The organism is Halobacterium zhouii (assembly GCF_021249405.1).
GTDB lineage: Archaea > Halobacteriota > Halobacteria > Halobacteriales > Halobacteriaceae > Halobacterium > Halobacterium zhouii.
Genome location: NZ_CP089593.1, coordinates 1,596,953 through 1,610,693, shown reverse-complemented (window position 1 = coordinate 1,610,693; position 13,741 = coordinate 1,596,953). Strand labels below are relative to the sequence as shown.

11 protein-coding genes are annotated in these 13,741 nt (G+C 67.0%); 4 read left to right on the top strand and 7 right to left on the bottom strand.

The features are described 5' to 3' along the window. Positions 1-441: 441 nt before the first annotated feature. Positions 442-1,218 carry an MBL fold metallo-hydrolase gene (locus LT970_RS08325; RefSeq protein WP_232686005.1) on the top strand — a complete coding sequence of 259 codons (777 nt, stop codon included), beginning with the start codon at positions 442-444 and terminating at the stop codon, positions 1,216-1,218. A 10-nt stretch (positions 1,219-1,228) separates the two neighbouring features. Here the strand turns inward: LT970_RS08325 and LT970_RS08320 are convergent, their stop codons facing one another. Both LT970_RS08320 and LT970_RS08315 read right to left on the bottom strand, forming a co-directional pair. After that, positions 1,229-2,296 carry an mRNA surveillance protein pelota gene (locus tag LT970_RS08320; RefSeq protein ID WP_232686004.1) on the bottom strand — a complete coding sequence of 356 codons (1,068 nt, stop codon included), beginning with the start codon at positions 2,294-2,296 and terminating at the stop codon, positions 1,229-1,231. A 39-nt stretch (positions 2,297-2,335) separates the two neighbouring features. Further along, on the bottom strand, positions 2,336-3,205 hold the full coding sequence (locus LT970_RS08315) for a hypothetical protein (protein ID WP_232686003.1): 870 nt from the start codon (positions 3,203-3,205) through the stop codon (positions 2,336-2,338). A gap of 92 nt (positions 3,206-3,297) precedes the next feature. Here LT970_RS08315 and LT970_RS08310 point away from each other — a divergent pair, with 92 nt between their 5' ends. Beyond that, positions 3,298-3,690: a CopG family ribbon-helix-helix protein gene (locus tag LT970_RS08310; protein WP_232686002.1), complete on the top strand. Its 393-nt coding sequence runs from the start codon at positions 3,298-3,300 to the stop codon at positions 3,688-3,690. Between the two features lie 20 nt (positions 3,691-3,710). On the opposite strand, the gene LT970_RS08305 is transcribed toward LT970_RS08310, so the two are convergent. Both LT970_RS08305 and rqcH read right to left on the bottom strand, forming a co-directional pair. After that, positions 3,711-3,977, bottom strand: a complete 267-nt coding sequence (locus LT970_RS08305; protein WP_232686001.1) for a DUF378 domain-containing protein — start codon at positions 3,975-3,977, stop codon at positions 3,711-3,713. A gap of 135 nt (positions 3,978-4,112) precedes the next feature. Further along, on the bottom strand, positions 4,113-6,326 hold the full coding sequence (rqcH, locus tag LT970_RS08300; protein WP_232686000.1) for a ribosome rescue protein RqcH: 2,214 nt from the start codon (positions 6,324-6,326) through the stop codon (positions 4,113-4,115). Between the two features lie 203 nt (positions 6,327-6,529). On the opposite strand from rqcH, the gene LT970_RS08295 reads away from it, so the two are divergent. Then, complete coding sequence (locus tag LT970_RS08295) at positions 6,530-7,699, top strand: putative manganese transporter (protein ID WP_232685999.1); 1,170 nt, start codon at positions 6,530-6,532, stop codon at positions 7,697-7,699. Positions 7,700-7,711: 12 nt separating this feature from the next. Here the strand turns inward: LT970_RS08295 and LT970_RS08290 are convergent, their stop codons facing one another. Further along, positions 7,712-8,551, bottom strand: coding sequence for a ZIP family metal transporter (locus tag LT970_RS08290; RefSeq protein ID WP_349292207.1), 840 nt, complete (start codon positions 8,549-8,551; stop codon positions 7,712-7,714). Between the two features lie 92 nt (positions 8,552-8,643). Here LT970_RS08290 and surE point away from each other — a divergent pair, with 92 nt between their 5' ends. Beyond that, complete coding sequence (gene surE, locus LT970_RS08285; RefSeq protein WP_232685998.1) at positions 8,644-9,417, top strand: 5'/3'-nucleotidase SurE; 774 nt, start codon at positions 8,644-8,646, stop codon at positions 9,415-9,417. Positions 9,418-9,835: 418 nt separating this feature from the next. On the opposite strand, the gene LT970_RS08280 is transcribed toward surE, so the two are convergent. Together LT970_RS08280 and LT970_RS08275 are read right to left on the bottom strand one after the other, a co-directional pair. After that, on the bottom strand, positions 9,836-11,482 hold the full coding sequence (locus LT970_RS08280; RefSeq protein ID WP_232685997.1) for a tRNA uridine(34) 5-carboxymethylaminomethyl modification radical SAM/GNAT enzyme Elp3: 1,647 nt from the start codon (positions 11,480-11,482) through the stop codon (positions 9,836-9,838). Positions 11,483-11,549: 67 nt separating this feature from the next. Next, on the bottom strand, positions 11,550-13,736 hold the full coding sequence (locus LT970_RS08275; RefSeq protein ID WP_232685996.1) for an OB-fold nucleic acid binding domain-containing protein: 2,187 nt from the start codon (positions 13,734-13,736) through the stop codon (positions 11,550-11,552). Between the last annotated feature and the right edge of the window lie 5 nt (positions 13,737-13,741).

Below are 13,741 nucleotides of genomic sequence, written 5' to 3'. Positions count from 1 at the left end.
TAGGAGATGTGGTCTGCTGGCGCTCCGCTACCGCTCGAACAGTCTCCAACGCCTCGGAAGCCCCGGCACGCCCGCGTCCGCTCGACATTCACGAGAGCGAAGCTCTCGTGCAATCCATCAGAACGCGGAGCGTTCTGAGGACAGCATCCCGCTCGTTCGCTTGCTCACGGCGCTTCGCGCCGTTCGCACGTTCCGAGGCGGCTTCGCCGCCTCGCGCCGCTCATTCGCGGGAGCCCTGCTGTCGAGCGAACAGGTAAACCCGAGCGTGCCGCCCCTTCCATTCCCACCCGAATAATCGCGAAGTAGCAGAAGCGACGGCGGTTGGTCGGTGTCACAGGTCACTGTCCGGCCGGAAATGAGAACTCATCCGGTAGGTACGAATCCCTCGCGTTCCGTCGAACACCCGAAACCGTTACCCGGTGCGCAGTCCCCGTTTCCACCATGCGACTGACGTTCCTCGGCACCGGGAGCGCGATGCCGACCGGCGAGCGAATGCAGACCGGACTGCTGCTGGAAGACGGTGACGACCGCTTGCTCGTGGACTGCGGGAGCGGCGTCCTGCACACGCTCGCGCGCACCGACGTCGGCTACGAGGGCGTGGACACCGTCCTGCTCACGCACCACCACCTCGACCACGTCAGCGACCTCCTGCCGTTGCTCAAGGCGCGCTGGCTCGCGGGCGAGGAGTCCCTCACCGTCGTCGGCCCCGAGGGCACCGAGGACCTCGTCACCGACCTGCTCTCCGTCCACGACTACCTGCAGGACAGAGTCGACCTCACGCTGCGTGACATCGAGCCGTCGGCGGCGTCCGACGACGCAGACGGCGTCGATGAGTCGGAGAGCTTCGAAGTGGCAGGCTTCGACGTGGACGCCATCGAGACGGAGCACTCGATGTTCGGGTACGCCTACCGCTTCGACGACGACCTCGTGTTCAGCGGCGACACCGAGGCGCTTCCCGAGATGGCGGAGTTCGCGGACGACGCGTCGGTGCTCGTCCACGACTGCTCGTTCCCCGACGAGGTAGACGTGGCGAACCACCCGACCCCCACCCAGTTGGGCGAATCGCTCGCCGGCGCCGACGTCGAGGAACTCTACCTCACGCACCTCTACCCGCACACCGACGGCAAACACGACGAGATGAAGGCGTCTATCGCGGAGCACTTCGACGGCGAGATTCAGTTCGCGCGCGACGGACTCGTGGTCGACGTTTCGACGTAGCTCTCCGGCTTCAATCCAGCCGATACCGCAGGACAGCGGCGATGCCGCCGAGGTTCCGCAACTGCTCACCGGGCGCGAACTCGTGGCTGAACACGGTGACGTCGCCGCCCTGCTGTTCGACCTGCGTCACGAGTTCGTTGACGTCGACGTCCCAGTCGCCCTCGCCCGCGCGCTCCACGCGCAGGCGTTCGTCGAGCACGAGCAGGCTCTCGACGGCGCCGAACTCGACGGCCTTCTCGACTTCCTCGATGCCGTACGCGGCCTTCCCGTCGGTCGCGATCTGCTCGGTGAGTTCGTCGATGAGTTCGGACTCCTCGGCGATGCGGGTCTGCTCCTGGACGTCGTCGACGGCGCCGCGCTTGAGCACCTCGTGAACGCCACGCTCGCCGACCGCGCCCGTATCCACGGTCGTAATCTTCCCCGCAAGGTCGGGGTACTCCTCCTCGACGTAGTCCAGCGCGTCCTGCTTCGTGAAGCCGGGGCCGGCGAGGATGATGGCGTCGGCGTCGAGGTGCGAGAGCGCGGTCGCCAGCTCGCCGAACAGTTCGTCGCGTCCGCGTTCGTTCTCGCCTTTCCCGGTGGTCCCCGAGAACGAGCCGTGTTCGTCGATGCCGTACTGCGCGACGACGTGAATGTGGGCGTTCCCCTCCTCGACGGTGGCGATGGCGACCTCCGGCTGGTCGGTGGCCTCGACGGCCTCCTCCAGGCGCTCTAACTGGTCGGCCTTCCAGATCTTCTCGACCTCGATTTCCTCGCGTTCCTCGACGTTCAGCGTGTGGTGCATGTTCAACTGGTCCTCTCGGGAGCAGTCTACGATGGTCCCCGAGACGCGGAGACGGTTCGAGAACTTGTGGAACTCCACGTCCTCCACGTCGATGGTGACGTACATGTGCTCGCGCTCCCCGCCCGTGTCCCGCATCTGGTCGTCGTTGCGCTGGATGCGGCGGTGGGTGTCCCCGGACACGAGGTCGCCGGGTTCGAGGACGTACGCGAGGTGCCACAGGTCGTCGAGGGACTCCGGCACGAGCGTAATCTGCTCGTGCTCGCCCTCGGTGCGGTGGCGGTCCTTCAGTTGCATATTTCGGAGAAGTCCCCGGACCGAGTTATGCGCTCCCCTTCAGAGCACGCCCGCGATGAACCCGAGTCCCATCGCGACGAGCACGACCGCCGAGATCGTCGGGAAGTGTTCGGCGAGACTGGACACGCGGTCCTCGTAGCGCTCGTAGCCCGCGACCAGCAGGAGCGTGAGCGCGACGATGCCGACCACGACGGCGAGCGCGTATGCGGTCATCAGTTCGAGGCACGCGGTCGACCCCGCGCACAGGCCGATGATCTCGAACTCCTCCTCGTGGGCGAACCCGAGCACGAACGCGGTGGCGGCAATGCTCCAGATGCCGCGGTCGGCCGCCTCCTCCAGTTTCCCGGGGTCGTGGGAGTGGCCGCCACCCGGGAGCGCCCCTCTCAACTGGCCGAGCACGCCGTCGTCGTCGGCGTCGTCAGCGTGGTCGGCGTCGTGGTCGTCCGGGTGCTCGTGGCTGTGTGGTTCGTCGTGGCTGTGGGCGTCGTGGCTGTGAGATTCGTCGAGGCTGGCTGAGTGTTGGTCGTGTGAGTGGCTGTGGTCGTGTGAATGGTCGTGTGAGTTGTCGTGGCTGTGGTCGTCCGCTCCGCCGTGGCCGTGGGAGTGTCCGTGCCGGTACTCGCGCACGCCGAGCAGAATCAACAGACCGCCGGCGACGTAGTCCAGCCACCACATCGATCCGAGACCGGCGTACGACTTCGCGAGGAAGAACACGCCGACGACGGCGAGACTCGAAATCAGGTGGCCGACGCCGAGCACCGTGCTCGCGGCGAGGCCGGAGAGCCACTTGTTCGAGCGGTCGAGTGCGTACGTCGCGGCGACCGGCCAGCCGTGTCCGGGTTCCGCGCCGTGGAGCAGTCCCAGGCCGACTGCGCCGACGAGCGCGGCCTCGGGGACGGATTCGAGCATACTCGTTTCTCGGCGGCATGCGCGTTTAGGGCCTGTTATGACCGAACCAGGGGTCGCGTAATACTTTGCAGGTGGCGCAGTTACGACTCGGTATGCGAACGAGTCTGAACGTTCCGGACGACCTGCTCGCGGCCTTCGACGAGACGTGGCAGGCCGAGGGCATCGACTCGCGCTCGCGCGCTGTGCGCGAGGCGATGCAGGAGTACGCCGAGCGCCACGCCTCCCTGGAGGACGCCGCGGGCGAGGTGGTCGCGGCGCTCGTCTTCGACTACGACCACCACGAGGTCATCGAGGAACTCCACACCGTCCAGCACGACTATCAGGACGTGATGCAGTCCACGAGTCACGTCCACCAGGGCGAGTGGTGTCTGGAGACGGCGTTCTGCCGCGGGTCAGCCGAGCGCGTCCGCGAACTCGTCTACGACCTCCGGAACTTCGACGGCGTCGGGCGCGTCAAGGTGACTTCACTCGAACCGACGGCGTAGGAAAAAGTTGTTCGGTGTCGTTACTTCGGCGTGGTGCGCTCGCCCACGTCCATCCCGGAGTCGGACGTCTCGACGCCCGCGACCTTCGACGCGAAGTAGACCCCGTAGACGCCGGCGAGGCCGACGAGGAGGTAGACCGCGAACTCCAGTTCGGGGATCGACCCGAAGACGATGTTGACGAGGTTCCAGTTCGCGGCCGCGTCCACGAAGTATCCGATGCCGACGAGACCCCAGTTCAGCGCGCCGACGACGACGAGTGCGAGTGCGGTCCAGTCGATGAGGTTCATTCTAAATTGCTTCATTGCTGTTCACCGAATGACTAGACGACAACTCAGGGCATAAAGTGATAGTGGAGTATGCGCGCCTCTTGGCTCCGCATACGGTGGAATACGGGTGGTTTACTGCCGGGATGAGAACGGCGGTCAGTCCCGGATCCGGCTGCCGCCCGGCGGCATGAACTTCTGGATTTCGTCGGGGCTGGCGACCTTCCGGACGAACGACTGGTCCGCGAAGCGCTCGCGGAACTCTCGGTAGATGCGCTTTGCGGCGTCGCCCTGCGCGTAGCGGCCCGGTTCTATCTCGATGAGCGTCGCCACCTGGTCCCGGATCGCGTCGATGGGGCCGCCGAGCACTCGGGTGTTCGGTTCGCAGGCGATGCCGACCGCCCACTCCGCCGGCAGGTCCCGGAAGTACGTCCGGTCGCCGCGAACGGCGAAGCCCCCCTTCTCCAGGTACTCGCCGCTCTCGGGCGTCTTGGACACCTGGTCGGGTTGCACCATGTAAGCGTCGCCGGACCCACGGCCGTCCTTCCAGACCGAGGAACAACACACTGCGAACTGCGCGGCCTGCCGGAGACTCGCGTCGGGAACGTCGACGTCCCGCGCCGGTTCGCTCGGCGCCGAGGTCTTCAGCACAGTGATGGGGCCGCCGTGGGCCTCCGAGTGGAAGAAGCGGTCGTAGCCGTCCATGTACTTCTTCACGAGTTCCTCGTTCTGGTCGGCGTCCCGGCCGCCGAGCACGAGGAAGCCGTCCGAGGTGCGGAACCACCGGAAGCGCTCGTACCACTGCTCTTGCTGTCGGACGGGTATCGACGCCCGGGAGAGCCAGTCGACGTCCTCGAACTCGTCGTCCCCGGCAGCCTCGTCGTCGCTCTCCTCACCATCCTCGTTGTCGGCCGCCTCCCACTCGTCGCGGCGCTCGCGGAGCGCCTCGAGTTCCTCGCGGGTGTTCTCGATGGCCTCGCGCGCGCCGTCCTGTTTTTCCTCGACGCGCTTGGCCTCCGTGTAGAGGCGGTCCGCGTTCTTCTCGACGCCGGACTCGGGGTCGAGGCTGATGGTGTGGTCGTCGAGTCGAACCCGAATCAGGCCCTCCGACTCGTTCACGCCGACGAACGCGTCGGCGCCCGGCACGTCGCCCGCCGCGTTCTCGAACGTCTCCTCGATGTCCTCCCAGCCGACACCCGCCTCTTTCGCGTCCTCGACGGCCGCCAGCAGGTCCGCGACGAGGTCGTAGTTCCCGTAGAGCAGTTCGGCCTTCTCGCGTTCGGCCTCGGCCTGCTCCGCGAAGTCCTCGATGGCGCCCTCCTGCTGTTCGATGATGCGTTGCTGTTTCTCGATCTCCGCCTCGAAGTCCGGGCGACTGGCCGTCTCACCGCTCTCCTCGTCCTCCGTGGTGTCGATGTTCGTGAAGTAGTCGTCGAGGGCCGCGTTGAACGAGCCGAAGGGCTCGCAGTCGAGGTGGCTGTACTCCTCGAGTGCGACAGATGTGACGTCGACGCGGTGGCCGCGGGGCTTCTGTCCGGCCGAATCGCCCTCGCCGTTCTCTTCGTCTTCGCGGCTCACGGCTTCGCCGTTCGCTTCATCCGAGGATTCACTCTGTTCGTCCTCGCGTTCGTAGTAGACGCGGGGGTCGAGTTCGCCTGCGCGAATAGCGCTGAAGAGGCGCTCGCTGGCGTCGTAGAGCGCGCGGAACTCCTCGTCAGTAGCGTCCTCGATGTCCTTCGTCTTCTCGACGCCGGCGCGCGAACAGAGTTCCTCGCCGTAGAGGCCGCCGAAGTTGAGTTGGGTCGCGAGCGTGCGCACGAGGTCGGTGTCTGAGTCCCGCATCTGCGCGGCGAATGCCTCGAAGTCGAGTTCGAGCGGGTCGACGCGCTGGCTCGGGAAGCCGTACTGGGAGCCGGCGGCGACCGTCCGCGACTTGAGGCGGACGGTCCGGAGCGCGTCGACGACCTCGCCGTTCTGGTCGAGTACCGCGACGTTGCCGTCGCCGAACAGCTCCACGACGATGGTGGTGTCCTGGTCCTCGCGCCGGAACTCGAACTCGAGCACGCGGTCGAAGCCGTGCTGTCGGACCTCGTGGAAGTCCGCGCCCGAGAGCCGGTTGCGCAGCATCTTCGCGAAGTTCGGGGGTCGACCCGGGGCGTCCGGTACGTGCTCGGGGGCGGCGACGTGCGCGCGCTTCGTGTCCCCGACTTCGAGGATGAGTTCGACGCGTCCGCGGTCGAAGTCCCGGAGTTTCAGGCGGACGAGGTCGTCCCCGTAGAGGTAGGCTTTGTCGACTTTCGCCCCCTGGTAGTCGTTCAGTTCGGCGGTGAGGGCGACGAGGTCGACGCTCGTCAGTTCCCGCTTCTGGTCCATGCCGGGGAGTTTGGGTGGGGTGTCCCTCTGCCTTACGGTGTGCGTGGCCGAGCGCAGCGAGGCCACGTTATCACGAGCGGCGACCACAGGGAGCCGCGAGTTGCGTGCTCGTCCAGAGCGACTCCTCGAACTTCGACCGGGTAGCCAACCCACACAAGGTATAAGTTCGACTACGACAAACTATGATTTAGACATATCTAATAATGGCTCTCGAACTGTTGGATATCTTCCTCGTCTCCGCGCGCGACGCCTACGTGCAGGTCAGCGCGTTCGTCGCCGTCACCGTCGTCGCGTTCGGTCTCCTCCAGTACTGGACGCGCGGCGCGCTCGTCGAACGCCTCGAAGAAAACGAGCGACTGCAACCGCTCGTCGGCGCACTCCTCGGACTCACGCCGGGATGTGGCGGCGCCATCGTCGTGATGCCGCTGTACCTTCGCGGGAGTGTCTCCTTTGGCACCGTGGTGGCGACGCTCGCCGCGACCGCTGGTGACTCCGCGTTCGTGATTCTCGCGCTCGCCCCCGAGGCCGCGCTGTACGCCTACGCGCTCGCGTTCCTCTCGGCCATCCTCACCGGGTACGCCATCGACAGGTGGGGAATGGGCGTCTCGCGCGTCGACAGCGCGGTCGCACGCTTACAGCCAGCGACCGACGGCGGCACAACCGACGGTGGCACCGTGCACGCCGACGCCTGCGAGGTGAATCCGGGCCGCGACCACCGCCTACTCACGCCGCTGACGCACGCACTCCACGCCGCGTGGTGGGTGCTCGCGCTCGCCGCACTCGCGCTCGGCGTCACCTACCTCCTGGCCGGCGCGCCCGCCGTCGCGTTCACGTTCGGCCTCGGATTCGACGGTCTGTTCACTGTCGTCGGACTCGCGGGCACCGCCGTCTCCGTCTACCTCTACGCCATCGGGCGGCGCTTCGTCCGGAGTTCGCCGCCGGGCCGCGGCGGCACCGCGTCCTCGCGCTACGAGGCGTTCCGGCACGCCGCGTTCGAAACCAGTTTCGTCACCGTCTGGGTCGTCGCCGGCTACCTCGCCTACGAGTACGGCGTCGCCGCCACCGGATTCGACGTACAGGCCGCCGCCGCGGCCGCCGGTCTGCTCGCGCCCATCGGCGGCGCAATCGTCGGGCTGATTCCGGGTTGTGGTCCCCAGATCGTGCTCGCGACCGCGTACGCAGAGGGCGCAATCCCGTTCTCCGCGCTCGCCGCGAACGCCGTCAGTCAGGACGGGGACGCGCTGTTCCCACTCATCGCCGTGGACAAGACCGCCGCCGTCGTCGCGTCCATCTACACCACGCTACCCGCGCTCGTCGTCGGCGTCGTGTTGCACGCGCTCTACGGTCCGATGTTCGGATTCGGCGTCGTGTAGCTTCTGCTGCCGTCAGCCACCCGACGCGAGCACGACGTCGAGATACAACATCACCACGACGCCGAGCATGGTGCCGAGCGTGGCGACCCGCTCGTGGCCGTGCGTGTGCGTCTCCGGGACGATTTCGTCGCTGATGACGAACAACATCCCGCCCGCCGCAAAGCCCATCGCGTACGGCAGTATCGAGGACGCGGCAGTCACCGCCCACGCGCCGAACAGACACAGCGGAATCTCCACGAGGCCCGCGCGGATTCCCGTGAGGGCCGCGTAGTCGAGTCGGTCGAACCCCGCGTTGACGGCGGCCACGGACACTGCCAGCCCCTCGGGGATGTTCTGGACGCCGATGGCGAGCATCAGCGGAATCGCGTCCTCGAGGTTCCCGCTCCCGAACCCCACGCCGACCGCCAGCCCCTCTGGCATGTTGTGGATGGTGATGGCGACGATGAACAGCACCACGGAACTGACGTTCGCGTCGGTCACCGTCTGGTCACCGCGCTCCCGCCCGGTGACGAGGACGTGGACGTGTGGCACCCACCGGTCGGCCTGGTCGAGCACTGCAACGCCGAGCAGAAGCCCGGCGATGACCTTCAACACGCCGCCTTCGCCTCCCAACTCGATTCCAGGGATGATGAGACTCGTGAAACTCGCCGCGAGCATCACGCCCGCCGCGAACCCGAGCGCCGCGTCCAGCGAGCGCTCGCTCGGGTCCGACCAGACGAGTATCAACACCGCACCGAGGAGGTTCAGGCCGGCGATGATGACCCCAGCGACCAGCGCCTGCACGAGCGGATCCTGGCCCGCGATCCGAACGAACCACTCGACCAGCACGACTGTACTGTCACGACGCGACACCTTAAAGACGACCGCGTAGCTCGCTCACCCGAGAGATACCGACTCCGGCCACTTCCGCAACGCCTACCGTCGCCCGGTGAGTACGACCGCCAATGACCGACTCGCTGTCCGTCCTCCTCACCAACGACGACGGAATCGACGCCCCCGGCATCCGCGCCCTCAACGACCGCCTCGGCGACGACCACGACGTCACCGTCGTCGCCCCGAAGGACGAACAATCCGGCTGCGGCCAGACCCGGTCGTTCGACGCACTCGACTACGAAGAACGCGACGTCGGCTACGCCGTCGACGGTACGCCCGCCGACTGCGTCGTCTTCTCCGTCGGCGCACTCGACGTCTCCCCCGATATCGTGGTCTCCGGCTGTAACGACGGCCCGAACCTCGGTGCACACATTCTCGGTCGCTCGGGCACCGTCGGCGCCGCCATGGAAGCCGGCTTCCTCGGCCTCCCCGCCGTCGCCGTCTCGCTCTACGACTGGGAGTTCGAACCCGGCAACGGCTGGAACCCTGCCATCGAGAAGTTCGACGTCGCTGCCGACGTCACCGCCGACCTCGTCCCCGGCTTCGCCGCCGGCGACGTCCTCCCCACCGCCGACTACCTCACCGTCAACGCCCCCTCCGCCGACCACGCCGAGAATCCGGCGCTCCGCGTCACCCGGCCGACCGAGGAGTACGAACTCCAGACCACCGTCACCGAGAACGGCGTCGACGTCCAGGACCGCTTCTGGCACCAGTTCCACGAACGCGACGTTCCCGACCCCGAAGGCACTGACCGCCGCGCCTGCGTCCAGAACGAAGTCAGTATCACCCCGCTCACCACCCCACACGGCGTCCCAGACGGCGTGACGCCTGGTGGGCTTCTCTAGCGCACGTTTTGCGCTGTCGCCGGAAGACGCTGCGCGTCTTCCGAGATGACGAGAGACGCGGAGCGTCTCTCGGACCACGGGCGCGCTTCGCGCGCCCGCGGCAAAACCTGCACTAAAAGCACTCCTCCCTCAGTCCGCTTCGCGTCCTTCGGTCGTCGGCCTCCGCTCACTTCGTTCGCGGAGCGAACCGCGTCGCTCGGGTTCTGTCGAACCGCTCACTCGCGGAAGCTGGCGGCTACCGCTTGTTGTGGATGCTGCCAACTACTGCTGCGTAGATTCAAATAGGATGACGGAACCAACCCGGTGCGTGAACTGAACTCCGCCCGGCGCGACAGAATTCGGAACGGCGGCACAGCGCGCCGGGAAAACGGTCGCCGCCTGCAAGCCCCTAATTCGGAGGCGCTACGAGACAGCCGCGCTACAACTGTTTGCTGACGTACGGCCCGTCCTGGTGGTAGCCCAGCTTCTGCTTGTAGTACTGGCGCGCGCCGATGCCCGAGATGACGCTGAGTTTGTCGTAGCCCGCGTCGGCGGCCAGCCCCTCGGCGCGCTCCATCAGGCGGCGGCCGTAGCCCTTGTGCTGGTGCTGGCCGCTGGCGGTCTCGTCGCCGACGCCAACTTCGCTCCCGTAGACGTGGAGTTCCCGAAGCAGCGCGGCGTTCTCCAGTTCGCGGCGCACAGGATTGTTCGGGAAACGAACGCGCGCGAACCCGACGAGAAGGTCCTTCTCGAAGTCCTCGAAGCTCAGGAAGTGCTCCGTGCCGCCCGACGCCTCGTAGGTCATCACGTCGAGTTCGACGTTCTCCGGCTCCTCGTCGTTCATCCCCGCCTCCCGGCAGCGGATGCAGTCACACGTGTAGCCGTGCTCCTCCATGCGCTTCCATGCAAGCTGGCGGAGATTCGACTTCCAGACGCCGGCGTCGATGAAGTCCGCGGGAATGTCCCGCTGCACGCGCTGCAGGCGCGTGTACCGCGGAATCATATCCTTGACCTCGGCGACGAGTTCTGCGGCCTCGTCGTTGGTCAACGGCTCGAACTCGTCGCGGCGCCACATGTCGTACGTGATGGTGTCCCGCACGACGAGCGTCGGGTAGATCTTGAGATAGTCGGGCTTCCAGCGCTCGTCCTCGAACAGTCGCCGGAAGTCCTCGACGACCATCTCCTTGGTCATCCCGGGCTGGCCGGGCATCATGTGGAATCCGACCTTGAACGCCGAATCGCGGAGCCGGCGGTTCGCGTCGATGGAGGCCTGCACGCCGTGCCCGCGGTGCATCTCCCGGTTGATTCGCTCGTAAGTCGTCTGCACACCGACCTCGACTTTCGTGCCGCCGAGGTCGAGCATGCGGTCGATCTGCTCGGGGTCACACCAGTCCGGCTTCGTCTCGAACGTCGTGCCGATGTTCCGGATGTCGCCGTACTCGTTCTCGGCGATGACGTCCTCCAGATACTCGAAGTCGTACGAGTCGGGGTCGGGCTTGAACGACTCCTCCTCGGCAGGTTCCGGCTCCGCGTCGAGGTCGTAGTCGTTCATCGCTTCGAGCGCGCGCTTCACGAACCACTCCTGATAGTCGTGGCTCCGGGACGTCATCGTACCCCCCATCAGGATGAGTTCGACCTTGTCGACGGGGTGACCGATCTCTCGGAGCTGGTGGAGGCGCAGCGTCACCTGGCCGTACGGGTCGTAGTCGTTCTGGACGCCGCGGGCCGCCGCCGGCTCGTGGCCCGTGTACGACTGGCTCGAGGAGAAATCGCTAGCGGGACCGCCCGGGCAGTAGAGGCACTTCCCGTGCGGGCACATCTTCGGACTCGTCATGATGGCGACGGGCGTCACCCCCGACGCCGTGCGGACGGGCTTGCGCTGGAGAACCTCCTCGAGTTCCTCGCGGCGGCCCTCCGGCGCGAAATCGAGGATCTCCGAGTGCTTCGGCACCTTCTCGGCGGAATGCTCAGAGCACACCTCGAGTTTCGCGCTCTCGACGCTCTCCCGGTCGACGTCGCCCGCGAGGATGCGCTCCACGAGGTCCTCGCAGGCGGCCGCGAACGAGCCGTCGGCGTCGCTACTCATTACCAGATGGAAGCGCTCGCGCGTGAAAAAGCGTGTCGTTAGCCGAACCGGTCAGCGCGCGACGCCGTCAGGCCAACTGGTCGGTGATGGCTGCAACGACGGCGTCGGTGACCGCGTCCTTCTCTCCGGAGAGGAACTCGATGCGGCCGTCGCGCGCGCCTCGCGGCACCACGCCGGCCTCGGGGAGTTCGTCGGCGACGCGCTCGCCGACTGCGCGGACGTCGACGTCCTCGTCGCTCCGCACGCGGAGTTCGTCGTCGCCAACGCCGAGCAGCACGTCCGCGCGGTCGTCGCGCCGGGAGAGCGCGTCGAGCAGGAGGTCGACCGGCGGGAAGTCGTACTGATGCGTGAACTCGCCGACGTCGAGCACTTCGAAGACGACGCCGCCCTCGCCGCGCGGTTCGAGGTGGGGTTCGGCGGTGTCGAGTTCGGTGTCGAGTTTCGTGCGGAACTGGTCTGCGACGTGTTCGGCGAGGGAGCCGCCGGTCTCGTCCCAGAGCAGGTCCGTGATGAGTTCGCGCTTGTCCTCGTAGGACTGGTAGAACGCCTCGAGTGCGATGGCGTCCCGGAGCGTCGCGAGTTCCTCGCGCTCGTAGCCGCTCTCCGCGGCGAGGTCAGCGTACGCGGTCGGAACGTCCGTCCAGTACGCAATGCCGGGGAGGTGGCGGATGTCCTCGCGCACGTCACCGTTGACGAGCGCGGCGAGTTGCGCGCCGAGCGCGCCCGTGTTCACCGTGTTGCCGCCGTCGTTGGTGGGGCTGACGAGCGCGTCAACGGCGGGGGCGTCGTCGGCGTAGCCGCCGTCGACGACGACGGTCTCCGCGTCGTACATGTCGAGTAGACCGACGCCGTCTGCGGACTCGCTCGTGCTTCCCGCGCCGACGAGCACGAACAGCGGGTGTTTCTCGTCGTGGCGTTCGGCGGCCTCGAGCATGTCCGTCACGTCGTTCGTCGCGTCCTCGATGGTGTAGAACGCGTCGTCGAGCGGTCGACGGTCGACGTAGTGGTACTGGGCGTCGTCGCGGGCGTGCTCGTCGCGGACGAGCGGGAGCAGCGAGCGCTCCAGTGCGGTGCCGGCGACGTACCCCTCGACGGTCGCGGTGTGTCGGAGGATGACGGGTTGCCCCTCGATGACCGCGCGTCGGATGCTGGTCGCGGCGTCGACCAGGTCGTCCTGGACTGCCGCGACGTCGTCGTCGTCGGCGAGCAGGGTCGTGTCCTCGGGCGCGGCGCGCTCGTTCAGCGCTTCGGCCTTGCGTGCGGAGACGGCGTCGGCGTTCTCGCCGGAGAGCACGGTCAGTTCCTCGGTCTCGACCTGTCGGTCGCCGTGGTGGCTCTCGACCTCGCCGACGAGTCGGACGACGTCGCCCGCTTCGACGTCGGGGTAGGCGCGCACGCCGGCTTCGACGAACGCGGCGCAGTCGACGGCGCCGGTCTCGTCCACGAGTTCGAAGATCGTCGGGCCGCTGGTCTGCCGGGTGCTCACGACCTCGGCTTCGAGCGCGACGCGGTCGCCGATGCGGTCGTCGAGGGACGCGATTTCGACGCGCTCGACGTCCTCCGGAGCTGCGTCGTCCTGGTCGTCCTCGGCCTCGTCGGCGCCTGACGCTGACTCGGTCTCGGCGCCGGACTCGTCACGAGTCTGCGCGCGCTCCTCGGAGTCCGACGAGCGTGCGTCGGTGGTCGCCTGGCTGTCGTTCGTCTCGCCGTTCGGTTCCCCGGCGTCGCCCGCTTGCGGGGTGTCGTCTGCGTCCGTTTCGTCGTCGCCGAACTCGAACTCGCTGTTCGACTCGGACGTCGGCGTACCGCCGTCGGCCGTCTCCGTCTCGGTGCTTGCGTCCGCACTATGCCCGTTTCCCTCGGGTTCCTCCGGGAGTTGGGCGTTCGAGTCGGCGCTCGGGTCGTCGACGAGTTGGCCGCGGAAGTCCCGCTCGGCCTGACGGATCGACCAGCCGAGGTCGATGTTGCCGTTGTCGTGGACGTTCATCACCTGCACGTACACCTGGTCGCCGTCGTCCCAGTCGAGGGATTCGAGTCGACCCGGAACCTCGCTGCGGTGGAGCAGGCCGGTGACGGAGTCGCCGATGTCGACGAACGCACCGAAGTCGGCGAAGCCGTCGACGGAGCCGCGGTAGAAGCGACCGGCGGTCAGTTGGTCGGGGCTGTTTCCTCGGAATTCGAACGCGACGTCTTCTTCGTGGGTGTCACAGATGTGGCCGTCAGTGGCGGCGCCACAGACAATACACGTAGCCATTTGAT